Source organism: Komagataeibacter rhaeticus (genome assembly GCF_003207855.1).
GTDB classification, from domain to species: domain Bacteria; phylum Pseudomonadota; class Alphaproteobacteria; order Acetobacterales; family Acetobacteraceae; genus Komagataeibacter; species Komagataeibacter rhaeticus.
The window spans coordinates 263,429-286,199 of the sequence record NZ_NKTZ01000001.1; the positions used below are offsets into that span (position 1 = coordinate 263,429).

Sequence of the window (22,771 nt, forward strand, 5' to 3'; positions counted from 1 at the left end):
AATTAGGACGGTTTCTTCTTGGTTGAAACAGTTTTGGCAGCCTTGGTATCGGGCAGGATGGCGCGGATCGTCTGGTGGTGCTTCACCCATTTTTCCAGGTCATCGGGCGCCAGCGGCTTGGCGAACAGGTAGCCCTGCATCACGTCGCAGTTCAGTTCCTCCAGCAGGGCGCGCTGCTGCTCGGTCTCGACCCCCTCGGTCACCACGGTCATGCCAAGGCGCGAGCCGATGCCGATCACCGCCATGGTCACGGCCTGGGCATTGGTGTCGTATTCGAAATCGTTGATGAAGCTGCGGTCGATCTTGATCTCGGTCAGCGGCAGGCGCGTCAGGCGCGAAAGCGATGAATAGCCGGTGCCAAAATCATCCATCGACAGCCCGCAGCCCAGGTTGCGGATGGACTGGAGCACCTCCTCGGTGTCGCTGCTGCTGTCCATCATCACGCTCTCGGTAATTTCCACCGTCAGGCGCGAGGGCTTGAGGTTGTGGTCCTTGAGCAGGGCGGCAATATGCTCGGGCAGCGCGCGGTTGCGGAAATGCACCGCCGACAGGTTGACCGCCACGGTCGGCACATGCACCCCGTCACGGTCCCACTTTACGATCTGGCGGCACGCTTCCAGCAGGGACCACCGGCCAATGGCCTCGATCTGCCCGGTTTCCTCCGCCACGGCGATGAAGCGGGAGGGGAAGATGTTGCCCAGATGCGGATGGTGCCAGCGCGACAGGGCCTCCACCCCGCTCAGTTCCAGCGTATGGGTGCGCACCTGCGGCTGGTAGTGCAGGTTCAGCATGCCCTTGGCCAGGGAATCGCGCAGGGCGGAACCCAGCACCAGCCGGTCCTGCGCCACCTGGTTCTTTTCCAGGTTGGCGAAGCGGAAGGTGCCGCGCCCGTCTTCCTTGGCCTGGCGAAGGGCCACGTCGGCAGTGCTCAGCAGGGACTCGCTGTCCGGTCCGTTGTCGGGATAGGTGCTGATGCCGATGCTGCACGAGATGGTGAGCGTGTTTTCACCAATCTGCATCGGCTTGGCGATGGTGGCGAGCAGGCGCTCGGCAAAGGCGGTGGCTTCCTTGTTGGGGCAGTTGGGTACCACGACCACGAACTCGTCCCCGCCAGAGCGGCTGACCACGTAGCCATCAAGCGAAATGGCACGGATGCGGGCCGCGATCTCGACCAGGAACTGGTCGGCATAGACATGGCCCAGCGCGTCGTTGATATCACGGAAGCGGTCGATATCGAGCATGAAGATGGCGAACTGCCGGTTGCCATCCTGCTTGCTGATCATGCTCTCGATCACCTTGTGCACCGAAGATCGGTTGAGCAGGCCGGTCAGGCTGTCAAAATTGGCAAGGTGGGAAATATGTTCCTTCGTTGCATTCTGCTCAAAGGCCAGCGCGCAGAAGGGAATGCACGAATCGACAATGCGCTGTGGCCATGTGTTGCGGCCCTGGTCCTCACGCGCATAGAGGGCGAAAATGCCCTGCACCTGTCCCGACCGCGTCTTGACCGGCGTGCAGAAACACTGCTGCAGCCCCAGCGATATGCCCAGCGAGCGGTAGCTGTCCCATATCAGGCGGGTGGTGTAATTGGGGTCAAGCCGCAGTTTTTCCTGTTCGGACGGGGAAATGAACAGGCTTTCAAGCGAGGTACGATACCGTTTGGGCAGGGTTGGGCTGGCCAGGACACGCAACTGCCCGCTGGGGGCGATCAGCATGAGCACGGCCACCGTGCCGGGCACGAAGCTTTCCACGCGGCGGCACAGCAGGTCGGCCACGTCCTGGATCAGCATGTCGCTGGCCAGCGCCTGCAGCACGTCGTTCTGCAGGATCAGGATCTTGCGCTGCTGGCTCTCGTCGGTGACATTCTTCATCACCCCCATGTAGAAAATGCGCCCGGTATCCGTGATGACCTTGGAGAGCGAAAGCTCGCCACACACATATTCCCCGTTCGCGCGCGTGAACTCGACTTCCCGCGATGTACCGACAATGCGGTTGAGCCCACTTTCACGATTGCGGTCTATGAAGGCGTCATGCCCGGCACGATGCAGGGCGGGCACCAGCACGTTCACGTTCTGACCAAGTACCTCTGCCTTGTCCATGCCCCATAGGTTGGCCGCAGCATTATTGAAAAAGATGACGTCATTCCGGTCATCGATAATAATGGTTGCGTCTATCGCCTGTTCCAGTGCCGAAAGCAGGACTTCAGCACTCAGGTTGGGCTGTGACATCGGGTTACCTCGCAAAAGGGACAAGGCCGGACTGCCGCGACCCGGCATGGTGGCGGTCAGTGCTCATGCACTCTTGAATTGATGGTTGCCCCTACACTGCCCGTAAGGGCGGCATGGACAGGCATACCGGCTGGTTATGGCGGGCGCAGGCATATCATACGACCGGGGGAAATGTATTACATATCAAAAAAAATAATACTCTTTCCTTATTTATATAAATAGGAACCATCATGGGTCATGCTGATTGATGACCATATGGTCTATATACCATTTGCCACGCCATCGATCCATTACCTAAAACAACATGTCCTGCGCTCAGTCATGCGGGCGCTGTCTGGCATCGGGGCCGCCGCAGCCCGAACATCCGCCACATCCCCTGCGTGCGCGTGGCCCGGCGCGCCGGGTGGCATAGGCGACAAGGCGGGCAGGCGCATGGAGCCTGCGCAGCACCGTGCCCGCGCCCAGCCAGTACCGGTGGCCAAAAGCGGGGAACAGCCGTCCCAGCCAGTACAGTGCACAGGCCATGACCACCAGTGTCGTGACCATGATCTGGATCATGGATGCCACATGCATCAGAGTGCGCGCACAATATGGTAGGTCAGAAAGGCCGCCAGATAGGCAAGCCCGAACAGGTACCCCGCCGTCACCGCGACCACGCGCCACGATGTGGTCTCGCGGCGGATGACCGCCAGTGTCGCCACGCATTGGGGGGCGTATACATACCACGCCAGCAGTGACAGCGCCGTAGCCAGGCTCCAGTGCGTGGGCAGCATCTGCCCCAGCTGTGCCGCCGCCTGATCGGTATCGGTACCCGACCCCAGTGAATAGACCGTGGCCAGCGCGCCCACCGCCACCTCACGCGCGGCAAGGCCGGGGATAAGGGCAACGCAGATCTGCCAGTTGAAACCCAGCGGCGCGAACAGGGGCAGCATCAGATGCCCGATCCGGCCCGCCAGGCTCCAGTCGATGGCAGGCCCCGTGGCGCCCGCGGGCGGCGGGGGAAAGCTGGACAGCCCCCACAGTAGCACGGTCAGCGAGACGATGGTCGTACCCACGCGTACCAGGAAGATGCGCGCGCGCTCCCACAGTCCCAGCGCGATGTCACGCGGGTTGGGCAGGCGGTAGGCGGGCAGTTCCATGAGCAGGGTTGCCTCCCGCCGGTCGGCGTTGCGCCAGCGCAGTACCAGCGCCACCAGCACGGCGGAGACGATGCCCGCGGCATACAGCCCGAACAGCACCAGTCCCTGCAGGTTCATGAATCCCAGCACGGTGCGGTGCGGCACGAAGGCCCCGATCAGCAGCGTATAGACCGGCAGCCGGGCCGAACAGGTCATGAGCGGGGCGATCAGGATGGTGATCAGCCGGTCACGCGGGTTCTGGATGGTGCGCGTGGCCATGATGCCGGGCACCGCGCAGGCAAAGCTGGACAGCAGCGGGATGAAGGACCGTCCGCTCAGACCCGCAAACGACATGAGCCGGTCCAGCAGAAAGGCGGCGCGCGGCAGGTAGCCCGATTCCTCCAGCACCAGTATCCACGCGAACAGGATCAGGATCTGCGGCAGGAAGGTCACCACGCTGCCCGCGCCGGCAATCACGCCATCCACGATCAGGCTGCGCAGCGCGCCCGCGGGCAGGAGCCGGCCCACCTGCTGGCCCAGCAGGCCCATGCCTGCGTCAATCGCGTCCATGAGCGGCTGCGCCCAGGCAAAGACCGCCTGGAACATGAGGAACAGCAGCACGACCAGAATGACCGGCCCCCAGACCGGATGCAGTACCCAGCGGTCGAGCCGTTCCTCCACCCGGTCGGACAGGGGGGTGGTGTGGGTCACGCAGTCTGCCAGGATCTGGCGCACCATGGCATGCAGGTCCGTGCCCGGCGGCAGGGGCGTGGGGACGGGGGGCGGCGTGCCATCCAGTTGCGCCAGCAGGGCGCGCGCGCCATCGCGTTTTATGCCCACGGTGGGAATGACGGGCATGCCGGTTTCCGCCTGCAGGCGCGGCAGGTCTATTTCCATCCCGTTGCGCGTTGCGGCGTCAATCATGTTCAGCGCCAGCACCACCGGACGGCCCAGTGCGCGCATTTCCAGCACGAAGCGCAGGTGCAGCCGCAGGTTCGTGGCATCGGCCACGCAGACCAGCAGGTCGGGTGCCGCCTCGCCACGATAGGTACCCGCGCAGACATCGCGGGTCACCGCCTCATCGGGGCTGGTGGCGTTCAGGCTGTAGGCACCGGGCAGGTCCAGCAGCCGCACGCCGCGGCCAGCGGGGGTTGTGAACCAGCCTTCCTTGCGTTCAACGGTGGCGCCCGCGTAATTGGCCACTTTCTGCCGGCTGCCGGTCAGCAGGTTGAACAGGGCGGTCTTGCCACAGTTCGGGTTGCCAACCAGGGCGATGTTGAGCGTGGTCATGCCGGGTTTTCCGCAATATGCACGGTAACGCGGTCGGCTTCGGTGCGGCGCAGGGCGAAGCGTGTAAAGCCGATGCGCACGGCCATCGGGTCGCCCCCCAGCGGCGCGGTTGCGATGATACGTACCGGCTCACCCGGTACGAAGCCCAGTTCACGCAGCCGCCGGGCCACCGGGTCGTTGCTGGCGGTGTCATTTACGCTGTCGATTATGGCATCCGCCCCGCGTGGCAGGTCACTCAGTCGCATCAGGCGATCTTGTCCAGATAATAAAAGCAAGTAATAATTATTATTAAATATACGCAGGCACACTGTCCATCATGTTTGTCCCTATACCTGCGCTGTGACCGGTACGGCCATGTTTGCAGTGCATGTACATCATGCACCGCCGCCTGTCATGCCGGTGGCCAGAACGTGGAAAAACGTGCCCGATACCAGCCCGCGCCGCAGGCCACCCGGCGGCCGGGCGGTGCCATAACCGTCATGCATGTCGGCCAGCGGCGCGTCCGGGCCGGGATGTGTCAGCGTGGCGTAGTGGAATTCATGCCCGCGCAGGGTTGTGCCTGCGGTGCCGATCGAACAGTCATGGCGCAGGGTGGCACTCCGGTAGCCCAGGTTCATGCGGCGCGTGGCAAAGGATGTGGCATGTCCCAGCAGCCCGGCCATGCGATGGGTCTCACCTGCCTTGTCCGTCAGGCTTTCGCCCAGCACCATGAAGCCGCCGCACTCCCCATGCACCGGGCGGGTACGGGCGAAATCGGCCAGTCCGGCGCGGAAACGCGCGGCCTGCGCCAGTTGCCCGGCATGCAGTTCCGGATAGCCCCCGGGCAGCCAGCAGGCATCGCAGTCAGGTGCCGGGCCTTCATCCGCAAGCGGGGAGAAAGGCCGCAGTTCCGCTCCGGCTTCCTGCCATCCCGCCACCACATGGGCGTACAGGAAGGAAAACGCGGCGTCATTCGCCACCGCAATCCGCTGGCCCGGCGGCGGCAGGGCGCGGGCCTGCCCCACCGCTGGCGGCAGGTCCGCCATGGTGGCGCAGGCCAGTATGGCGTCCAGGTCCAGGTCGCGTTCGGCCTGTGCCGCAAGGCGCGTGGCCAGTGCGTCCAGCCCGTCATGCTCGCGTGCCTGTACCAGCCCCAGATGGCGTTCGGGCAGTTGCAGTCCCGCATCGCGCCCGAACGCACCCAGTACGGGCAGGCCCACGGCATTGATTGCCTGCGTGGCCATCGCGGCATGGCGTGGTGAGCCGACACGGTTGAGGATGACACCGGCAAGCCGTACATCGGGGTTCAGGCTGGCAAAGCCCAGCGCGGTGGCCGCCGCCGACTGGCCCTGCCCGGAAATGTCCAGCACCAGCAGTACCGGCAGGCCGTAGCGCGCGGCGATATCGGCTGGTGCGCCACGCGCGCCCTGTGGCCCCGTCAGGCCATCGAACAGCCCCATGGAAGCCTCGGTCACCACGATTTCACAGCTGGAATGGGCCTGCGCCATCACGCTGTCCAGTAGGGGAAATGGCATGGCCCAGCTGTCCAGGTTGAGGCTGGACAGCCCGGTCAGGGCTTCATGGAAGGCCGGGTCGATATAATCCGGCCCGGTCTTGGCCCCGCGCACGGCAACGCCCCGGCGGCGCAGGGCCGCAAGGATGGCCAGCGTCAGCGTGGTCTTGCCGCTGCCAGAGCGGGGGGCAGCGATCATCAGCCCTCGTGTCATCATGTCCGTTCCTGCTAGACCGTGGTGAGCGGAACCACCTTTTACCCCTGTCGGGAAAGAAGAACACCCAGATGGAGCGTACCCATGACAGCCTGCGCCGGGGATGGACCACAGGCAGCTGCGCCACCGCCGCCGCCCGTGCCGCGTGGCGGGGGCTGTGCGGGGGGGAATTTCCCGATCCGGTCACCATCACGCTGCCCGGTGGGCAGGACGTGGCATTTGCACTGGCAGGCCATGGCCATGCGGGCGATGGTGGTGCCTGGGCGGAGGTGGTCAAGGATGCGGGCGACGACCCGGATGTCACCCACGGTGCCCATGTGCGCGTGGACGTGCGCCGGGGCGCGCGGGGTAGCGGCGTGGTGTTTCACGCAGGCAGCGGAGTGGGCACGGTCACGCTGCCGGGCCTGCCCGTTCCCCCCGGCCAGCCCGCCATCAACCCCGTGCCCCGGCACATGATCCGTACGGCGCTGCGCGATGCGGACGGTCATGAACCCGATGTGGACGTTACCATATCCATTGCCGGCGGCCAGGACATGGCACGCCATACGCTCAATGCCCGGCTGGGCATTGTGGGGGGGCTGTCCATTCTGGGTACGACGGGCATCGTGGTGCCGTTTTCCTGTGCGGCGTGGATCGACAGCATCCACCGTGGGGTGGATGTGGCGCGCGCGCTGGGCCTGCCCCATGTGGCGGGCTGCACCGGCGATGTATCGGAACGCGCCACACAGGCCCTGTATGGCCTGCCGCCCGAGGCCATGCTGGAAATGGGGGATTTTGCCGGTGGCCTGCTGAAATACCTGCGCCGCCACCCCGTGGGCCGCGTGAGCATCGGGGGCGGTGTGGCCAAGATGACCAAGCTGGCGCAGGGGTTCCTTGACCTGCATTCCCGCCGGGGGCAGGCGGACATGGCCCGCCTTGCGGAACGTGCACATGGTATTGGCGCACCGGATGGGCTGGTGGCAGCCATTGCGCAGGCCCATTCCGTTGCCAGTGCCTTCGCGCTGGCGGCGGATGCAGGCTGTCCCCTTGGCCCGGTTGTGGCGCGGGATGCGTGGCGGAAGGCAGCCGATGTGCTGGCGGGAACGCCGTGCATGCTGGATGTGCTGCTGTTCGACCGCGCGGGCACGCTGGTCGCCCGGCATGGCCCGCACCCTGTGCCGTAAGCCGTAAGGAAGTTTTTGGTGAAGCTTTTTTCAAAAAGCGTCAGAAAATACCGCCTTTTTGAAAAAAGGCGGCACCCAGAAACTTTTATTCTCCTGTAGCTTCCGGTTCAGGACCGGAAACGGCGGTGGTAATCAGCGTCATACAGCGCGCTTTCACGGAAATCATGCGCCCCCAGCGCGCGCCCGACCAGCACCAGCGCTGTGCGTTCGATCGGATTTGCGGCCAGTTTTTCACAAATGTCGCCCAGCGTGCCCCGCAGCACGACCTGATCGGGCCATGTCGCCCGCGCCACGATGGCCACCGGGCAGTCCGCGCCATAGAACGGCGTCAGGTCAGCCACGATCCGGTCCAGCACATGAATGGCCAGATGGATGGCAAGCGTCGCCCCCGTGGCGCCAAAGGCGGCCAGTTTCTCGCGCTCCGGCATGGCCGAGGCCCGGCCGCTCACGCGTGTCAGCACCACGCTCTGGGCCACTTCCGGCACGGTCAGTTCCCGCCCCAGAACGGAGGCGGCGGCGGCAAAGGCGGGCACGCCCGGTGTCATGGTCCATGGAATGCCGTTGCGGTCCAGCCGGCGGATCTGTTCGGCCACGGCGCTGTAGAGTGAAAGGTCACCCGAATGCAGGCGGGCCACATCCTGCCCCGCCGCGTGGGCGCGGATGTATTCCGCCTCGATCAGGTCCAGCGTCAGCGGCGCGGTATCGACCAGCCGTGCATCGGGCGGGCAGTGTTCCAGCATCTCGGGCGGCACGATGGAGCCCGCGTACAGGCATACCGGGCATTTTGCCAGCAGGTCGCGCCCGCGCAGGGTCAGCAGGTCAGCGGCACCGGGGCCTGCGCCAATGAAGTGTACGGTCATGCATCCTCTCCCTGTGCCATGGCACATGTTGCGTGCGGGCCGGTCAGGCGCGGCACGATCAGCCGTGCGCTCCCGCCCGCCGCCGCCAGCGCGCAGCCTTCCGCCACGGAGGCCACGCCTAGGGCCGCCAGCGCGCGGGCCGAGCGGGTAACGCAGCGTGGCTGTACAGCCAGCAGTTCTTCGGGCGTGATGGCCCGCAGGCCCAGCCCCAGCCGGGCCATCGCGGCCTGTAGCCCCGCCTCGCGGTAGCGGAAGGCGGGCACGGCCACAAGGTCCGGCCGCCTGCCACAGCGCGCCTGTGCGCTGTGGATCAGATCAATGATTCCTTCCGCCCCGCATCCGCTGCGCAGGCCAAGACCCGCCACGATCATGGCCGGTCTTCCGTGCGGGTTACGGCATAGCTGGTTACGGTCATGCCGGGACGGAAGGTGTTGAAGCGCCCGATGGCTTCCAGCCGCTCCACCTGCAGGCGCGTCAGCGTGCCGCCCCATCTTGCGTGCGCGGCCATCACGCAGGCTTCGCTTTCCAGCGTGACGGCATTGGCCACCAGCCGCCCGCCGGGGGGCAGGGCCTGCCAGGCGGCTTCCAGCATGCCGGGGTTGCTGATGCCACCGCCGAGGAAAATGGCATTGGGTGCCGGCAGGCCGTCGGCCCGCATCCGCGCAATACAGGCCGGAGCCTCTCCCGCTACAACCTGAAGTGCGGGTACGCCAAGGTTGAGCGCATTATGGGCAATACGGGCGCGGCGGATGGCCGATTTTTCAACGGCAATGGCGCGGTTGGCGGGGTGGCGCAGCATCCATTCAATGCTGATGGAGCCAGACCCCGCGCCAATATCCCACAGCACTTCCCCCCGGCGTGGCGCAAGGGCGGACAGGGTGGCGGCCCGGATCTCGCGCTTGGTGATCTGCCCGTCATGGGCGAACAGGTCATCGGGCAGGCCGCAGGCCAGCGGAATGACCAGCGCGTCGCGCGCGGCCACCACTTCCAGCGCCATGAGGTTGAGGCGCGGCACATCCGGCCCCTTCGCCCGTGCCACGTCGGCCACCCGTGCGCTCTGGTGGGTCTGCGCCCCGCCGCCCAGCCTGCCCAGTATGTGCAGGGTGGAGCCGCCAAAGCCCCGCCCGTCCAGCCATTGCGCGAAGGCATGGGGCGTGTGTTCATCCGCCGAGAGCACGACCAGCCTGCCGCCGGGTTGCAGGGCGGGGGCCGTGGCCTCCATCGGGCGGCCACACAGGGAAAGCAGGGTTATGTCCTGTTCCGCCCAGCCCAGCAGGTTGCACGCCAGCGCTACCGAGGAGGGGACGGGCAGGCATGCCATCTCCCCCATCGGTACATGGCGGCGCAACGTCGTGCCAATGCCGAACAGGAACGGGTCGCCCGATGCCAGCACGCAGACCCGCCTGCCACGCCAGCCCAGCAGTCCGGCCATGCCATCGGCCAGCGGGTGCGGCCATGCCAGTGTCCGGCCCGTGACCAGCGGGGCGGCCAGGGCCAGGTGGCGCGCGCCACCAGCCACCAGTTCCGCCCCCGCGATCAGCGCGCGGTGGGTTGCGGGCAGGGCCTCGACACCGTCTTCCCCAATGCCGATAACATGCAGCCACGGGATGGTCATGCGCGTGCCGTGCTGGAGGGGAGGGGGAAACGATGCGGGTTCTGGTTCTGGGTGGCACGACGGAGGCACGGCAGCTTTACGGCCTGCTGGAGCAGCAGGCCGCGCGTTTTCGCACCACCGTCTCCCTTGCCGGCGTGACCCGCGCGCCCGTCCTGCCCGCGCTGGACGTGCGCATTGGCGGCTTTGGCGGGGCGGAGGGGCTGCGGGAATGGCTGCTGGCGCACCGCACTGATGCGGTGGTGGACGCCACCCACCCCTTTGCCACCCGGATCAGCGGCAATGCGGTGCGGGCCTGCATGCAGGCGCACGTACCCCTGCTGCGCGTGGAGCGGCCGGGCTGGACACCCGTGGCGGGTGATCGCTGGACCATCGTGCCGGATATGGAAGCCGCCGCCCGCGCGCTGGGCACCGCGCCCCGGCGCGTACTGCTGACGGTCGGCCGCAAGGACCTGCTGCCCTTTGCCAGCGCCAGGCCACATGACTGGCTGCTGCGTAGCGTGGACCAGCCTGATGCCGGCCTGCTGCCCCCGGGTTGCCGGGTGCTGCTGGCCCGTGGCCCCTTTGATGAGGCGGGGGAGGAAGCCCTGCTGCGCCATGAGCGCATTGATGTAGTCGTGACCAAGAATTCCGGCGGCAGCGCCACTTACGCCAAGCTGGCGGCGGCGCGCAGGCTGGGGGTGGCGGTGATCATGGTGGCCCGCCCCCTCGTGGCGGCGGCCCAGACCGTAGCGGATGCCACCGCCGCCATGGCATGGCTGGACGGGCTTCACGCGCACGGGGCCGCCACGCTGCGGGATGTATAAAGCCATTTTTCCCCGTTCGCGCGGGTAATGGTGTGGGTGAGCGGGCAGCCGATCAGCACCAGCGTGCTCATATCCACCTGTTCGGGGTCGGCATGGGCAATATCGGTCAGGATCACGCGCTCATCCGCACGCCCTATGGCGCGGGCAAACGCTACCGGCACCGTGCCGGGCAGGATGGTACGCAGCAGGGCAAATGCCGCGCCCAGCTGGTCCGGCCGGGCCCTTGAACGCGGATTGTAAAGTGCCACGACCAGTCCCGCCCCGGCCGCCGCCGCCAGCCTGCGGTGGACGACCTCACGCGGCTTGAGGTTGTCGGACAGTGAAATGACACAGAAATCCCCCCCCAGCGGCGCGCCCAGCCGGGCCGCCGCCGCCAGCACGGCGGACAGGCCGGGAATGACCGTGACCTCCACCCCGCGCCATGCGGCGGGACCGTGGTCGATGGCCTCGAACACGGCGCTGGCCATGCCGAAGACCCCGGCATCCCCGCCGGAGACAACCGCCACGGTCCGTCCCGCCAGCGCAAGTTCCACCGCATGGCGCGCGCGGTCCAGTTCCACGCGGTTGTCGCTGGCATGGCGCACCACGTCCGGCCCGGCTTCAACGCGCGCCACATAGGGGGCGTAGCCGATCAGGTCGGTGGCCTGCGCCAGCGCGGCGTCGGCTTCCGGCGTGCGCTGGGCCGCGTTCCCCGGGCCAAGCCCCACGACAAAGATCCGCCCGGTCCCGCCCGTCATCGCGCGCCCTCCCGTCCGGGTACGAGAATGATCGAGAAATAGGGAGCAGGCCCGGTCATGTCGGCAAGCTTCATGCTGCGCTGCTGCGGCTGGGTCGCGCGTTCGACGTAAATCGCACGCGCCTCCCGTCCCGCAGCACGGAGCGCGCGGCGCACTTTTTCCAGGTTGCGGCCCAGCTTCATGATCACGGCGGCATTGGCCTGTTCCAGCCATTGCGTCAGGGCCGCTTCATCCAGCGTGCCGGGAATGACGCACAGCACGTCATCGCCATGCACCATGGGGCGCTGTGCCGCCGACCAGCAGCCGCTCATGGCGGTTATGCCGGGCACGATGGTGCATGCGAAGCGTTCATGCAGCCGGTCGAACACATACATGGCCGAGCCGAACAGGAAGGGATCGCCCTCGCACAGCAGGGCCACGTCCGTGCCGGCCAGCAGGTGGTCGGCCACCTGCCGGGCGCAGTCATCATAAAAGGCTGCCATGCGCACCAGATAGGCCGGGTCGCTGACCGCGATCTCGGTGGTGAAGGGGTAGGCGAAGCGCAGGGTGGTGGCCGTGGGGGGCAGCAGGTCGCCCGCGATCTGGCGCGCATGGCCGGGGCGGTCATGGCGGCAGAACCAGGCGATGACCGGGCTTTCACGTAAGATACGCGCGGCCTTTACGGTCATGAGTTCCGGGTCCCCCGGACCCATGCCAAGTATGGACAGGCGGCCTGCCTGTGTGCCCTGCGTCATTCCGCTTCACTCGCCAATGCATTGACGGTGGCCGCCGCCATGGCGCTGCCCCCCAGTCGCCCGCGTACGATGATGAAGGGCAGGTCGCCAAATTCCGCCAGGGCTTCCTTGGATTCGGCAGCGCCCACAAAACCCACCGGCATGCCGATTACGGCCGCCGGGCGGGGTGCGCCCGCGCGGAGCATTTCCAGCAGGTGGAACAGTGCGGTCGGCGCATTGCCAATGGCCACCACGGCATCCTTCAGGTCATCGCCCCACAGGTCCATGGCGGCGGCCGAGCGGGTATTGCCGATTGCCTTCGCGATTGCGGGCGTACGCGGGTCACGCAGCGTGCAGATGACCGGGTTGTCAGCCGGCAGGCGCGCGCGGGTCACGCCATGGGCCACCATGTTGGCATCACACAGCACGGGCCTGCCCGCCAGCAGGGCGGCGCGTGCGCGGGTAACGAAATCGGGCGACATGCGGATGGATTTCGCCACGTCCACCATGCCGCAGGCGTGGATGATGCGTACGACCACGCGGGCCTCGGCCTCGGTCAGTCCGTCCAGATCGGCCTCGGCGCGGATGATGGCGAAGGACCGGGCATAAATGGCCGCGCCATCGTGGATGTAATCGTACGGTTCCGTCTGCGGGGTCATGCCGGTCGTGTTCTCCCGTTGGGGTGGGTGGCGTCGTAGGCGGGCGGGGTCCATGCCCGCAGGATCTGCTGTATCTGTGCCAGCGAAAGCCCGCTGTCTACAGGTGTATCGTCCGCCCGGCCATGCGGGCACAGGCTGTAGCCATCCGTTCCGGCCACCAGCGTCAGGTCCGTCGGGGCGGGATGGGCGCAGCCCTTGGTGCAGCCCGAAACATGCAGGCGCATGGATGCAGGCAGGTCCGGGGCCAGGTACAGGGCATCGGCAATCACGTCACGCGGCGCGCAGCCGCAGCCGCGCGCGCCAATGCACGCCCATATGCGCAGGCGCGGATCGGCCGGGTCGGTTATCAGGCCGGTCTGGGGCGGTGGCGTTGTGCAGTGTTCGAATATGATCGATCGCCACGGGGCAATGCGCATCTGGCCGTTGCCCCGGTCCGTGCACCACCGGGCCATGTCATCCAGCAGGTCAGCGCTGATCGGGCCGGGCGGCAGGACAGCACCCATGGCGTGGCCGGGCAGGGGGCCTGCCAGCGGGGGCGGTTCATGGCGTTCCTGCGGTGCCGGTTGTGTTGCATCCAGCACGCCAAGGATTGCAAGGGCGGCATCGGCCTGCGTCGGGTCACGTAGCGGACGGGCGGGCGCATCCAGCGCTGCCAGCGCATGGGCAAGTGCCAGGACCATTTCCACCCCTGACATTCCGGTGCAGGGCCACGCCCGTGCGCCACAGATGACCAGCCAGCCCGCTCCGCTGGCGCGCAGCGTGATATCCGCCCGTAGCGTGCCGGTGGGCACGTAGCCCCCGCATTCCACCGCAATCACGAATTTGGCGGGCAGGCCGCACAGGGTGGTGGCACCGGCAAGGGCGGCATCCAGCGCGCGGATGACATCCGGCGCATTGGGGGCGGCGCGCGGGTCGATCCCGGCCAGTGGCGAGAGCAGCAGGCCGCGCCGGGCCTCGGTCGCGGCATCCGTGCTGGCCAGTCCCGCCACCTGCATGTCACGGGCAAAGGCACGGGCACTGTCCGGTGTCAGGCCACGCAGTTGCAGGTTGCCCCGGCTGGTCAGTTCGATCAGCCCGTTGCCGTGCGTCCGGGCCGCCCGGGCAATGGCATGCGCCTGCTGGCCCGACAGGCGGCCAAGCGGCGGGCGCACGCGCACCAGCCAGCCATCGGCGGCTTCCATGGGGGTATGCAGGCCGGGGCACCAGCCGCGCACGCCGGGGGGTGCGGTCATGGTGCCAGGTCCAGCAGCATGGCGGCGCTGTTGGCGCGCGGGCGCCACAGGTCGCGGCGCAGGGCATCGGCCATCAGGCGGCGGATGGCATCACGCGCGTCGGGGTTGGTGTCCAGCAGGAAGGCATCCATCTGCGGATCGTCCAGCACGGCGGCGAAGGTCAGGTCGAACTGCCTGTCAAGCCGGGTGGGCAGGGTGGCCGCAAAGCCGTGCAGGGCCTCAACGGTGCGGGCAATCTCGGCCGCGCCCCGGTAGCCATGGCGGCGCATGCCCGCGAGCCATGCCGGATTGGCTAGCCGCCCGCGTACTACACGTGCCACTTCCTGCGCGGTGGTACGCAGGCGGGGGGCGTCAGGGCGCGAGGTATCGCCATGCAGCAGGCGGGGCATGTTGCCCAGCATGGCGGCGGCGGCGGCCATGCCGCCTTCATGGGTGGCGGTCTCCACGCTTTCCAGTATGTCGGTTTCCGCGTTGTCCTGCACATGCAGCACGATGGCGGCCTGTGCCATGCGCGCGGCCAGCAGGTCGGGCGCCTGCGTGCCCTCGCGGTTGCCGCCATAAGCCCATGCGGAGCCGTTCAGCCAGGCCCTGCCCAGTTCGTCACTGGCCTGCCATGCGCCATTTGCCAGCACATCTTCCACTCCGGTGCCATAGGTGCCCGGTGCCGCGCCAAACATGCGCGCCGTGGCCGCCTGTCGCGCGTTCCCCTCCAGCCCCGCCGTGCTGGCGGCCAGCGGGTTCAGGTCGGGGGCTTCGGAAGTGCGGGCCGCAATGGCCTGCACCGCCTGTTCGAACAGCGCGATCTGGCCGGGAAAGGCATCGCGAAACAGGCCCGACAGGCGTAGCGTCACATCCACGCGCGGGCGGTCAAGTTCCGCCATGGGAATGATCTCGATGCCCGTAACCCGCCCCGAAGCCTGATCCCAGACCGGCTTTACCCCCATCAGCAGCAGGGCGAGGGCCAGGTCCTCGCCGCCGGTGCGCAGGCTGGCCGAACCCCACAGGTCGATCACCAGGCCGCGCAGCGGTTCGCCCTGATCCTGCAGATGGCCTTCCAGCAGCAGTGCGGCGGTGCGCTGCGCCAGAACCAGTGCCGAGCGGGTGGGGATGGCGCGCGGGTCCATGGCATACAGGTTGCGCCCCGTGGGCAGCACGTCCGCCCGCCCGCGCGTGGGGGCACCGGCGGGGCCTGCGGGGATGAAGCGCCCGTCCAGTGCCGCCAGAAGGGCACGGCTTTCCGCCTGCCCGCAGGCATGTAGCCGGGCCGGGATGTCCGCCGGGGCCTGCGTGCCGCAGGAGCGGGCGATGGTGCGGGCCAGTTCCGCCATGTGCGGCGCGGGACGGCCAAAGACATGCAGCCCGTCGCGGATCTGCAGGTCCTTCACGTCACACAGATAGGCATCAAGGCGGGCAAGGGCCTCGTCCTCGTCCGCTGTCCGGTCCACGCCGCTTTCGCCCAGCAGGCCAAGGCTGTCGGCGCGTTGCAGGATCTCGCCCCGCAGGATGGCGCCCCGCCTGCGGTCCAGCCCGTCGGCTGCGGCATATTCATCAATCAGGCGTTCCAGTTCGCCCGTGTCATTGCCCGCATGGCCCGCCGCCATGATGGGGGGGGTGAGGTGCCCGATAGTGACGGCCCCCAGCCTGCGCCGCGCGGCCGCCGCCTCGCCGGGGTTGTTGACAATGAAGGGATAGATGACCGGCATCCCGCCCACCAGCACCGAAGGCCAGCACCCCGCCGAAGGTGCCGCCGCCTTGCCCGGCAGCCATTCCAGCGTGCCATGCGTGCCCAGATGCACCATGGCGTCCAGCATCAGGGTGTTTTGCAACCACAGGTAGAAGGCCACATAGGCATGGCGTGGGGGTGTATCGGGGTCATGGTAGCCGCCATGCCGGTCGGTGGTCGTGCCGCGATCGGGCTGTAGCGCCAGAAGGATATGCCCCGGTTGCACATGGCGCAGGTAGAACTGGCCATCGGTGCAGGCGGGGTCCGTCTCCGGCGCGCCCCAGCAGGCTTCAAGTTCTGCCTGTAGCGCGGGCGGCAGGTCCGCCAGCCAGTTTTTGTATGTGGCAACGGACACGAAGGGCCGGGCAGGCGCGCGGGCCAGTGCATGGGCCAGCTCGTCCGCCGTTGGCAGGGGAAGGCTGCCCGTATCGTAACCCGCGCCGTGCAGCAGGTGCATGATGTGTTCAAGGCTTGCAAGACTGTCCAGCCCCACCGCATGGGCCGCCTGCCCGGTGGGGGCCCCCTGCGCGCCGGGATAGTCGGACAGCACGATGCCCACCCGCCGCCCGGCAGCCGGCCTGTGGCCCAGCCGCGCCCAGCCTGCCGCGCGCGCGCAGGTCAGTTCCACGCCCTGCGGGTAGGGCACATGGCGTGCGGGCAGGCCGGGTGTGGTTTCTTCCTTGAAGGAAATGGGGAAGGCGGGAATCCGCCCGTCCAGTTCAGGCAGCACGACCTGCATGGCCAGATCGGCCTGCGACAGGCCGCGCACGCTGTCGCGCCATAAGGTATAGGGAATGCCGGGCTGCTGGACCTGCAGCACCGGCACCCCGGCCAGGTCAAGCGGGGAGACGTTCTCCACGCCCGTGCGGGCGGAAAAGAAGGTGGCGTTGATGATCACATCAGGCGGTGCCGCCGCAAGGCGGGCGGCAAGGACACGCATGGATGCCGCATCCTTGAGCGAGGTGACATAGACAAGGTCCACCCCCATGCCGTGGCATGCCAGTCCGGCCGCCAGCGCCATGATGGGGTCGATATCCGACGCCAGCAGGTGCGCGCGGTAGAACACCACCATCGCGCGCAGCGGCAGGGCAGCATCAGCCGCCTGCAGCAGCCCGGCTGGTGGCAGGGGTTCGGGGGGCGTGTTCTCGTCCGGCCCGCACCCGGCCAGATGCGCCATGAGCCGCAGGGCGGTAGCCATGTTGGCTGCCCCACCCGCGCGCAGCAGCGCATCAAGGCGGGCGCGGACGGGTTCATCCACGGTGGAAAGTGCGGCAAGGCGCGGGTCATCGCGCCCGTCGCCTGCAACAAAGGCCAGCGGGATGCGGGCCTGCTGGCAGGCGCGGGCCAGTTCCTCCGCCCCGTAGCGCCAGTATTCCACCCCGCCCAGCAGCCGCACCACCACGCAGCGCGAGTCCATGATGGTATCGGCCACATACAGGTCGATGGACATGGGGTGCAGCAGGCAGGACAGGTTGGCGCTGCGCAGGCTGGCGGCCGGTGCGCCCCCTGCGGCATGCGCCGCGTTCAGGCACAGGAGGTCACTGTCGGAAAAGGACAGGAACACGATATCGGCCGGGGCATGCCCCAGGTCCTGCGCCTGATCGCCGTCATCCAGCGTGCGGATTTCGCGTGCCAGCAGATGCATGGTGCCCGCTCTGTTTCCATACCCTTGAAATCATAAAAAAGTTTTTGGTGAAGCTTTTTTCCAAAAAGCTTCGAAGAACGCCGCCTTTTTGAAAAAGGGGGCACCCAAAAACTTTTATCAGTTGGTTTAAAACATTTTATGCCAGCATGCCCGCAATCGCCGCCTGGTCCAGCCCCTTCTGGCCAATCACCACAAGGCTGCCGCCGCGCGGGCCATCCTGGGGCAGCGGCTGGTCGAACTGGTGGCGGAAGCGGCTGCCCACGCCCTGCACCGCCAGCCGCATGGGCTTGCCTGCCACCGTGGCGTAGCCCTTCATGCGCAGGATGTCGTGCTGCTCGGCCACGGTTTTCAGCCGGGTGATGAAATCCTCCACGCTGGCCTGTTCGGCAACCGGCAGCACGAAGCTCTCGAAATCATCATGCTCGTGCTCGCCGCCCTCGGCATCGTGGTGGGAAGGGCGGGCCGCAAGGTCGTCTTCCGCCGCCGCATCCAGCCCCAGCAGGATGGCGGGGTCCACCTGCCCGTCGGTCGCGCGCACCACCTTGACCGCGCGCGGGATCTCGGCACGGATCGCGGCTTCCACCGCATCGGCCTGTGCGGGGGTCATGAGGTCGGTCTTGTTCAGCACCACCAGATCGGCACACAGGAGCTGGTCCTCGTATACCTCGGCCAGCGGGTTGTCGTGGTCGAGCGAGGGGTCGGCGGCCTGCTGGCGGGCCACTTCTTCCGGGTCATCGGCAAAGCGGCCGGCGGCCACGGCGGGGCCATCCACCACCGTCACCACGCCATCCACCGTCATGCGCGTGCGGATGGTGGGCCAGCCGAATGCCTTGAGCAGCGGCTTGGGCAGGGCCAGGCCCGATGTCTCGATCACGATGTGATCCGGCGGGCTGGCGCGGTCCAGCAGGGCCTCCATGGTGGGCAGGAAGTCATCCGCCACCGTGCAGCACAGGCAGCCATTGGTCAGTTCCACGATGTCCTCATCGCGGCAGCCTTCCACGCCGCAGGCGCGCAGCGTGTCGCCATCAATGCCCAGCGTGCCGAATTCATTGACCACGATGGCAATGCGCCTGCCTTTTGCATTGGCCAGGACATGGCGCAGCAGCGTGGTCTTGCCCGCACCCAGAAAGCCGGTGATGACGGTAACGGGCACGCGCGCGCGCGCGGTGGGGGAAGGGGGCATGACGGTCAGGCTCCAGAAAAAAGCGATGCGGGAAAGCGGCCGCGCACCATGTCCGACAGGCTGGCGGGGCGGCGTGACGGCATGACGGTGCCACTGCGCGAGGCGGCATAGGCGGCGGTATAGGCCAGCAGGTCGGCGGCCTTCTCCGGGCCAAGCCGGGCGAGCAGCCAGCCCCATTTGCCGGGGCTGGCCACCACGGCGGTGCAGCCTTCGTCACAGGCCGCAAGGCAGGACACTTCGTGGATGATGACCTGCGGATTGTCCCGTGCCAGCGCCATGAGCGCATCATGCAACTGCCGCCCCTGCGGGTTGTCGGATGCGGGCAGCCCACGGCGGCACGTCACACAGACATGCAGGTGAACGGGCGCTGTGCCCGTAGGGTCCGGCTGCGGTGGCGTGGTCATGGCGGCGTACCCTCAATGCGGTCTGCCGCGCGGGCGGCAGGGTGATGGGGTGCACGGTTGCGGCCCCGCCCGCAGGGCCTGCGTGGCGGTGGCCTGTCGCGTGCCGGGCACCCCGCCAGCCATGCGATTGGATTCGGTCATGTTCCACGCCGCCCATGGGGCGGTGGGAAGGATGGCAGGTCTCCTGGCTTGTGGCGGAGGGCGAACCCTCCCTTTTCCGGCGGCCTTCCCGGTGCCGCCCTGCGGCGGCAACCAGTGACGCTGCCAGCCCCGTTTTGGGGGCGGGCCGGAAAACAGCCACCTACAGTTGCGGGGGCAGCGACGGACTTGCCCATGGGCGCACCGTCTTCCCTATTCTCCCCAAGGGGGAACCATCAAGGGCTGGATCTAGACGATTGGCCCCCGCGCTGTCAAAGGCACGCGCCGCCATGGGCATGCCGTGCCATCATGACAGGGGTGCCCCCGCGACCGCCACGCGCCAGCCCGTGTGGCGGGTCAGCCGCGTGGTGCTGGGTGGGGCGATATCCAGCTTTGACAGCATGGCGGGTGTGCCGCCCAGCGCCGCCACCACGATGGCGCGTATTACGGCCGCATCCGCCGCCACACACAGATGCGCGGGCGTGCGGGGCAGGCCCGCAAGCCATGCCCGCATGTGGCCCAGATGCGCCGCCCGGCTCTGGCCGCCCGGCGGGGCAAAGCCGGGGTCGGTCACCCAGCGGGCAAGGTCCGTGGGGGGCACGTCCTTCAGCGGCATTCCCCGCCATGCGCCCATGTCCACGCCGTTCAGGCTGGCATCCGGCCGGGCGGAGGGACAGGCCGGGAGCAGGGCAGGCGGCACAAGGGCCAGTTGTGCCGCGGACAGGGCGCGGCCTGTCGCAGGCGGCAGCGTGACGGGTGCGTCCGGGTCGGGAAAGACGCCCCGGCGCAGGCTGTCGGGCGCGGGCAGGGCAAGGCAGGTCAGGATCTGGTTCATGGCAGGGGGCCTGCGTGGGGCGAAAGGGCGGCACGCGCAAGGAGTGATTGACCTTTCATGCCAATTTTGGAAACATGCCGCCAGATCCGGGTTACGGGAGCAGGCGCGGGCGCCGGGTTCCAGGCATACTGCTCCGGGTCGTGCGTGATCCATGGAGTTTTCCGGTATGAGCCAAGATACATCCGTCCTGTCCAGCACGGGCATTGCCGCACCGCAGGTTTCCATCCCGGTGCGTGACCTGCTGCCGTGGGGTGTATTCGGGCTGGTACTGGCGTCGCTGCTGATTTATTTCGTCGGCGCGGAACAGGGGGCGACCGCACTCATTTCCGGCCATTACGTGCATGAATTCGTACATGACGGCCGCCACCTGCTGGGCTTCCCCTGCCACTAGGCAGCAGGCTCCGGCTACGTGCGGAAAGGCGGTGTTCCCCTGCGGGAATGCCGCCTTTCCGCTGTTCAGGCAACGGTAATGACCGTCCGCCCCCGGATGTGACCGGCCAGGATGCGGGGGGCTATGCCGATGGCATCGGCCAGTGGCGCGTCATGCAGCATGCTGTCCAGCCGGGTCGGGTCAAGATCGCGCGCCAGCCGTGCCCATGCCGCCATGCGGCGCGGGCGCGGGCACATGACACTGTCGATTCCCTGCAGGCGTACATTGCGCAGGATGAAGGGCGCCACGGTCAGCGGCAGGTTCATCCCCCCGGCCAGCCCGCAGGCCGCAACCGTGCCGCCGTGCATGACCGAGGCGCACATGGTGGCCAGCGCATCGTTGCCCACCACGTCAATCCCGCCCGCCCAGCGCGCCGTTTCCAGCGCCTTGCCGGTCGGGCTGAGCGTATCGCGGGGCAGGATCTCGGCCGCCCCCAGGCTGGTCAGGTAGGCATGGAGCTGGGGCCGTCCCGTTACCGCCACCACTTCATAGCCAAGCTGGGCCAGCAGCATGATGGCCATGCCCCCCACGCCCCCACCGGCCCCATTGACGATGATCGGCCCCGAGGCGGGGGTCAGCCCCCCGTCTTCCAGTGCCATGACACACAGCATGGCGGTAAAGCCGGCGGTGCCGATTCCCATCGCCTGGCGGGCGGACAGGCCGCCGGGCCGCGGCAGGAGCCATCGCCCCGGCAGGCGCGCCATGCCCGCAAGGCCACCCCAGTGGCTTTCCCCCAGTCCCCACCCGGTGGCGATGACCTGGTCCCCCGGCTGGTAGACGGGATCGTGCGACTGCACCACGCGCCCGGCCAGGTCGATGCCCGGCACCATGGGGAAGCGCCGCACCACTGGCGCGCCACGGGTCATGGCCAGGGCATCCTTGTAATTCAGGCTGGAATGGCTGACCTGCACGGTCACGTCGCCCTCGGGCAGGGCATCGGGTCCGACCTGTTCCAGCCGGGTGGTGACAACGCCGTCGGCACGGCGGATCATGAGGGCCTCGAACATGCTGGCGTGGTTCCTTTGATGCAGGGAAGATGATGCGTGTGGGCCACCAGTGGTGTGATTTCATGCATTATTTAGGTCTATCTTCCTATAGCCGGGGGCTGGACTTCGCATGAACGTGAAGGCAGGAAACGAAAAGATCCTTTGATTCAGAAGGAATTTTAAAAAGACCAAATGGTATATTCTATGAAGGGGCACCATGGTTTCCGCCCGCGCCGCCTTTCCGCCGGAATGCGCAGGGCTGGTGTGATGTTTCGCCTGCTTTTCGTGCACGGGGTGGTGTGATCTGCTGCGCTCTCCGCCACCGTTGTGCAGGCAGGAGGCATGCCAATGTCCGACATCACCCTTTCTTCCTTTCCCGCCCTGTCATCCATGAATGCCCTGTGGCAGGCCCGCTACGGCACCCCGCCGGCCATTCCCGCCCTGCCCGAAAGCCCGGTGGCGCGCAGCCTCATGGCGCATCGCTCCGTACGGGCCTTCAGTTCCGCCCCGCTGCCCGATGGCGTGCTGGAAGCGGCCGTGGCGGCGGCGCAGTCGGCGTCCACATCCTCTAACATGCAGGCCTGGAGCGTCGTGGCCGTGCAGGACGGGCCACGCCGGGCGCGGATTGCCGAACTGGCGGGCGCGCAGGACTTCATTGCCCAGGCACCGCTTTTCCTGGCCTGGGTGGTGGATCTGGCGCGGCTGGCGGCGGTGGGCCATGCCCATGACCGTGTCCTGCCGGGGCTGGACTGCCTGGATACATTCCTGGCGGGGGTGATGGATACCGCGCTGGCCGCCCAGAACGCGGCCGCCAGCCTGGAATCCTACGGGCTGGGAATCGTGTATGTGGGCGGGGTGCGCAACAACCCCGAGGCCATTGCCGCCGAACTGGGCCTGCCGCCCCGCACGATGGCGGTCTTTGGCATGAGCGTGGGCTATCCCGACCGCAGGCATCCCACCACCATCAAGCCACGCCTGCCGCAGCAGAGCGTGCTGCACCGGGAACGCTATGATGCGGCAGCGACCACCGGCGCGGAAATCGCGGCCTATGACGAGCGCCTGCGTGCCGTCCGGGCCAGTGCCGGGCAGCCCGCGCGCAGCTGGAGCGAAGCGATGCTGGCGCGGCTGGGTGACGTATCGGCGCTGCATGGCCGCGAGCGCCTGCCGCAGGCGCTGCGGGCCATGGGTTTCCGCCTGGATCAGGCATGAAATGCGGGCCTGCCCCCCGTGCACGGGGTTGACCGGCGGAATGTTCTGGTGAACTTCTGCTAGCACTGCCTGCTGCCGCAGCGGGCAGGCGCGCGTT

22 protein-coding genes and 1 riboswitch are annotated in these 22,771 nt (G+C 67.6%); of the genes, 4 read left to right on the plus strand and 18 right to left on the minus strand.

The window, feature by feature from the left end; translation table 11 throughout:
- Positions 1-2 precede the first annotated feature (2 nt).
- The 5 genes from CFR78_RS01210 to CFR78_RS01230 all read right to left on the minus strand — a co-directional run bounded on the left by CFR78_RS01210 (position 3) and on the right by CFR78_RS01230 (position 6,342).
- Entirely contained in the window at positions 3-2,225 is a 2,223-nt protein-coding gene (locus CFR78_RS01210) for an EAL domain-containing protein (RefSeq protein WP_110580947.1), read from the minus strand.
- 315 nt (positions 2,226-2,540) lie between these two features.
- Positions 2,541-2,798 carry a DUF6587 family protein gene (locus tag CFR78_RS01215; RefSeq protein ID WP_034926930.1) on the minus strand — a complete coding sequence of 86 codons (258 nt, stop codon included), beginning with the start codon at positions 2,796-2,798 and terminating at the stop codon, positions 2,541-2,543.
- Positions 2,798-4,633, minus strand: coding sequence for a ferrous iron transport protein B (gene feoB / locus CFR78_RS01220; protein ID WP_007397026.1), 1,836 nt, complete (start codon positions 4,631-4,633; stop codon positions 2,798-2,800). Before feoB ends, CFR78_RS01215 begins: the two co-directional genes overlap by 1 nt.
- Complete coding sequence (locus CFR78_RS01225; protein WP_034926933.1) at positions 4,630-4,878, minus strand: FeoA family protein; 249 nt, start codon at positions 4,876-4,878, stop codon at positions 4,630-4,632. The genes feoB and CFR78_RS01225 overlap by 4 nt, the downstream gene beginning before the upstream one ends.
- A gap of 129 nt (positions 4,879-5,007) precedes the next feature.
- On the minus strand, positions 5,008-6,342 hold the full coding sequence (locus CFR78_RS01230) for a cobyrinate a,c-diamide synthase (protein ID WP_172459693.1): 1,335 nt from the start codon (positions 6,340-6,342) through the stop codon (positions 5,008-5,010).
- Between the two features lie 68 nt (positions 6,343-6,410).
- Here CFR78_RS01230 and CFR78_RS01235 point away from each other — a divergent pair, with 68 nt between their 5' ends.
- On the plus strand, positions 6,411-7,502 hold the full coding sequence (locus CFR78_RS01235; protein ID WP_034926937.1) for a cobalt-precorrin-5B (C(1))-methyltransferase: 1,092 nt from the start codon (positions 6,411-6,413) through the stop codon (positions 7,500-7,502).
- Positions 7,503-7,609: 107 nt separating this feature from the next.
- Here the strand turns inward: CFR78_RS01235 and cobM are convergent, their stop codons facing one another.
- The 3 genes from cobM to CFR78_RS01250 are packed head-to-tail and all read right to left on the minus strand — an operon-like array spanning position 7,610 to position 9,977.
- Positions 7,610-8,362 carry a precorrin-4 C(11)-methyltransferase gene (gene cobM / locus CFR78_RS01240; RefSeq protein ID WP_007397021.1) on the minus strand — a complete coding sequence of 251 codons (753 nt, stop codon included), beginning with the start codon at positions 8,360-8,362 and terminating at the stop codon, positions 7,610-7,612.
- On the minus strand, positions 8,359-8,733 hold the full coding sequence (locus CFR78_RS01245) for a cobalamin biosynthesis protein (protein ID WP_034926939.1): 375 nt from the start codon (positions 8,731-8,733) through the stop codon (positions 8,359-8,361). The genes cobM and CFR78_RS01245 overlap by 4 nt, the downstream gene beginning before the upstream one ends.
- A complete protein-coding gene (locus tag CFR78_RS01250; protein ID WP_034926941.1) occupies positions 8,730-9,977 on the minus strand; it encodes a bifunctional cobalt-precorrin-7 (C(5))-methyltransferase/cobalt-precorrin-6B (C(15))-methyltransferase in 1,248 nt (415 codons plus the stop codon). The genes CFR78_RS01245 and CFR78_RS01250 overlap by 4 nt, the downstream gene beginning before the upstream one ends.
- 32 nt (positions 9,978-10,009) lie before the next feature.
- On the opposite strand from CFR78_RS01250, the gene CFR78_RS01255 reads away from it, so the two are divergent.
- Positions 10,010-10,780, plus strand: coding sequence for a cobalt-precorrin-6A reductase (locus CFR78_RS01255; RefSeq protein WP_034926943.1), 771 nt, complete (start codon positions 10,010-10,012; stop codon positions 10,778-10,780).
- Here the strand turns inward: CFR78_RS01255 and cobJ are convergent.
- The 9 genes from cobJ to CFR78_RS01295 form a co-directional block, all read right to left on the minus strand.
- Positions 10,744-11,517: a precorrin-3B C(17)-methyltransferase gene (gene cobJ / locus CFR78_RS01260; protein WP_007397017.1), complete on the minus strand. Its 774-nt coding sequence runs from the start codon at positions 11,515-11,517 to the stop codon at positions 10,744-10,746. The genes CFR78_RS01255 and cobJ overlap by 37 nt on opposite strands.
- Complete coding sequence (locus CFR78_RS01265) at positions 11,514-12,251, minus strand: precorrin-2 C(20)-methyltransferase (protein ID WP_007397016.1); 738 nt, start codon at positions 12,249-12,251, stop codon at positions 11,514-11,516. The genes cobJ and CFR78_RS01265 overlap by 4 nt, the downstream gene beginning before the upstream one ends.
- On the minus strand, positions 12,248-12,889 hold the full coding sequence (locus tag CFR78_RS01270; RefSeq protein ID WP_034926946.1) for a precorrin-8X methylmutase: 642 nt from the start codon (positions 12,887-12,889) through the stop codon (positions 12,248-12,250). Before CFR78_RS01270 ends, CFR78_RS01265 begins: the two co-directional genes overlap by 4 nt.
- On the minus strand, positions 12,886-14,121 hold the full coding sequence (cobG, locus tag CFR78_RS01275) for a precorrin-3B synthase (RefSeq protein ID WP_034926949.1): 1,236 nt from the start codon (positions 14,119-14,121) through the stop codon (positions 12,886-12,888). Before cobG ends, CFR78_RS01270 begins: the two co-directional genes overlap by 4 nt.
- Positions 14,118-17,489 carry a cobaltochelatase subunit CobN gene (gene cobN / locus CFR78_RS01280; protein ID WP_034926951.1) on the minus strand — a complete coding sequence of 1,124 codons (3,372 nt, stop codon included), beginning with the start codon at positions 17,487-17,489 and terminating at the stop codon, positions 14,118-14,120. Before cobN ends, cobG begins: the two co-directional genes overlap by 4 nt.
- A 136-nt stretch (positions 17,490-17,625) precedes the next feature.
- Positions 17,626-18,672, minus strand: a complete 1,047-nt coding sequence (gene cobW, locus CFR78_RS01285; RefSeq protein ID WP_034926954.1) for a cobalamin biosynthesis protein CobW — start codon at positions 18,670-18,672, stop codon at positions 17,626-17,628.
- A 5-nt stretch (positions 18,673-18,677) separates the two neighbouring features.
- The gene (locus CFR78_RS01290; protein WP_034926957.1) at positions 18,678-19,076 is read right to left on the minus strand and encodes a DUF1636 domain-containing protein; all 399 of its coding nucleotides are present in this window, start codon (positions 19,074-19,076) and stop codon (positions 18,678-18,680) included.
- 12 nt (positions 19,077-19,088) lie between these two features.
- Complete coding sequence (locus CFR78_RS16525) at positions 19,089-19,217, minus strand: hypothetical protein (protein ID WP_258365819.1); 129 nt, start codon at positions 19,215-19,217, stop codon at positions 19,089-19,091.
- A gap of 16 nt (positions 19,218-19,233) precedes the next feature.
- Positions 19,234-19,467: riboswitch (cobalamin riboswitch) on the minus strand.
- 54 nt (positions 19,468-19,521) lie between these two features.
- The gene (locus CFR78_RS01295) at positions 19,522-20,049 is read right to left on the minus strand and encodes a histidine phosphatase family protein (protein ID WP_034926959.1); all 528 of its coding nucleotides are present in this window, start codon (positions 20,047-20,049) and stop codon (positions 19,522-19,524) included.
- Positions 20,050-20,215: 166 nt separating this feature from the next.
- Between CFR78_RS01295 and CFR78_RS01300 the strand changes: the two genes are divergently transcribed.
- On the plus strand, positions 20,216-20,440 hold the full coding sequence (locus tag CFR78_RS01300) for a CbtB domain-containing protein (protein WP_007397007.1): 225 nt from the start codon (positions 20,216-20,218) through the stop codon (positions 20,438-20,440).
- A 65-nt stretch (positions 20,441-20,505) separates the two neighbouring features.
- Here CFR78_RS01300 and acuI read toward each other — a convergent pair whose 3' ends face one another.
- Positions 20,506-21,486: an acrylyl-CoA reductase (NADPH) gene (gene acuI, locus CFR78_RS01305; RefSeq protein WP_034926962.1), complete on the minus strand. Its 981-nt coding sequence runs from the start codon at positions 21,484-21,486 to the stop codon at positions 20,506-20,508.
- Between the two features lie 327 nt (positions 21,487-21,813).
- Here acuI and CFR78_RS01310 point away from each other — a divergent pair, with 327 nt between their 5' ends.
- Positions 21,814-22,674, plus strand: coding sequence for a nitroreductase family protein (locus CFR78_RS01310; protein WP_007397004.1), 861 nt, complete (start codon positions 21,814-21,816; stop codon positions 22,672-22,674).
- Positions 22,675-22,771 lie beyond the last annotated feature (97 nt).

Excerpts from the sequence above, each read along its gene's own strand:
- CFR78_RS01210 (WP_110580947.1), bottom strand. The coding sequence starts at position 2,225 with ATGTCACAGCCCAACCTGAGTGCTGAAGTCCTGCTTTCGGCACTGGAA.
- CFR78_RS01215 (WP_034926930.1), bottom strand. The coding sequence starts at position 2,798 with ATGCATGTGGCATCCATGATCCAGATCATGGTCACGACACTGGTGGTC.
- feoB (WP_007397026.1), bottom strand. The coding sequence starts at position 4,633 with ATGACCACGCTCAACATCGCCCTGGTTGGCAACCCGAACTGTGGCAAG.
- CFR78_RS01225 (WP_034926933.1), bottom strand. The coding sequence starts at position 4,878 with ATGCGACTGAGTGACCTGCCACGCGGGGCGGATGCCATAATCGACAGC.
- CFR78_RS01230 (WP_172459693.1), bottom strand. The coding sequence starts at position 6,342 with ATGATGACACGAGGGCTGATGATCGCTGCCCCCCGCTCTGGCAGCGGC.
- CFR78_RS01235 (WP_034926937.1), top strand. The coding sequence starts at position 6,411 with ATGGAGCGTACCCATGACAGCCTGCGCCGGGGATGGACCACAGGCAGC.
- cobM (WP_007397021.1), bottom strand. The coding sequence starts at position 8,362 with ATGACCGTACACTTCATTGGCGCAGGCCCCGGTGCCGCTGACCTGCTG.
- CFR78_RS01245 (WP_034926939.1), bottom strand. The coding sequence starts at position 8,733 with ATGATCGTGGCGGGTCTTGGCCTGCGCAGCGGATGCGGGGCGGAAGGA.
- CFR78_RS01250 (WP_034926941.1), bottom strand. The coding sequence starts at position 9,977 with ATGACCATCCCGTGGCTGCATGTTATCGGCATTGGGGAAGACGGTGTC.
- CFR78_RS01255 (WP_034926943.1), top strand. The coding sequence starts at position 10,010 with ATGCGGGTTCTGGTTCTGGGTGGCACGACGGAGGCACGGCAGCTTTAC.
- cobJ (WP_007397017.1), bottom strand. The coding sequence starts at position 11,517 with ATGACGGGCGGGACCGGGCGGATCTTTGTCGTGGGGCTTGGCCCGGGG.
- CFR78_RS01265 (WP_007397016.1), bottom strand. The coding sequence starts at position 12,251 with ATGACGCAGGGCACACAGGCAGGCCGCCTGTCCATACTTGGCATGGGT.
- CFR78_RS01270 (WP_034926946.1), bottom strand. The coding sequence starts at position 12,889 with ATGACCCCGCAGACGGAACCGTACGATTACATCCACGATGGCGCGGCC.
- cobG (WP_034926949.1), bottom strand. The coding sequence starts at position 14,121 with ATGACCGCACCCCCCGGCGTGCGCGGCTGGTGCCCCGGCCTGCATACC.
- cobN (WP_034926951.1), bottom strand. The coding sequence starts at position 17,489 with ATGCATCTGCTGGCACGCGAAATCCGCACGCTGGATGACGGCGATCAG.
- cobW (WP_034926954.1), bottom strand. The coding sequence starts at position 18,672 with ATGCCCCCTTCCCCCACCGCGCGCGCGCGCGTGCCCGTTACCGTCATC.
- CFR78_RS01290 (WP_034926957.1), bottom strand. The coding sequence starts at position 19,076 with ATGACCACGCCACCGCAGCCGGACCCTACGGGCACAGCGCCCGTTCAC.
- CFR78_RS16525 (WP_258365819.1), bottom strand. The coding sequence starts at position 19,217 with ATGACCGAATCCAATCGCATGGCTGGCGGGGTGCCCGGCACGCGACAG.
- CFR78_RS01295 (WP_034926959.1), bottom strand. The coding sequence starts at position 20,049 with ATGAACCAGATCCTGACCTGCCTTGCCCTGCCCGCGCCCGACAGCCTG.
- CFR78_RS01300 (WP_007397007.1), top strand. The coding sequence starts at position 20,216 with ATGAGCCAAGATACATCCGTCCTGTCCAGCACGGGCATTGCCGCACCG.
- acuI (WP_034926962.1), bottom strand. The coding sequence starts at position 21,486 with ATGTTCGAGGCCCTCATGATCCGCCGTGCCGACGGCGTTGTCACCACC.
- CFR78_RS01310 (WP_007397004.1), top strand. The coding sequence starts at position 21,814 with ATGTCCGACATCACCCTTTCTTCCTTTCCCGCCCTGTCATCCATGAAT.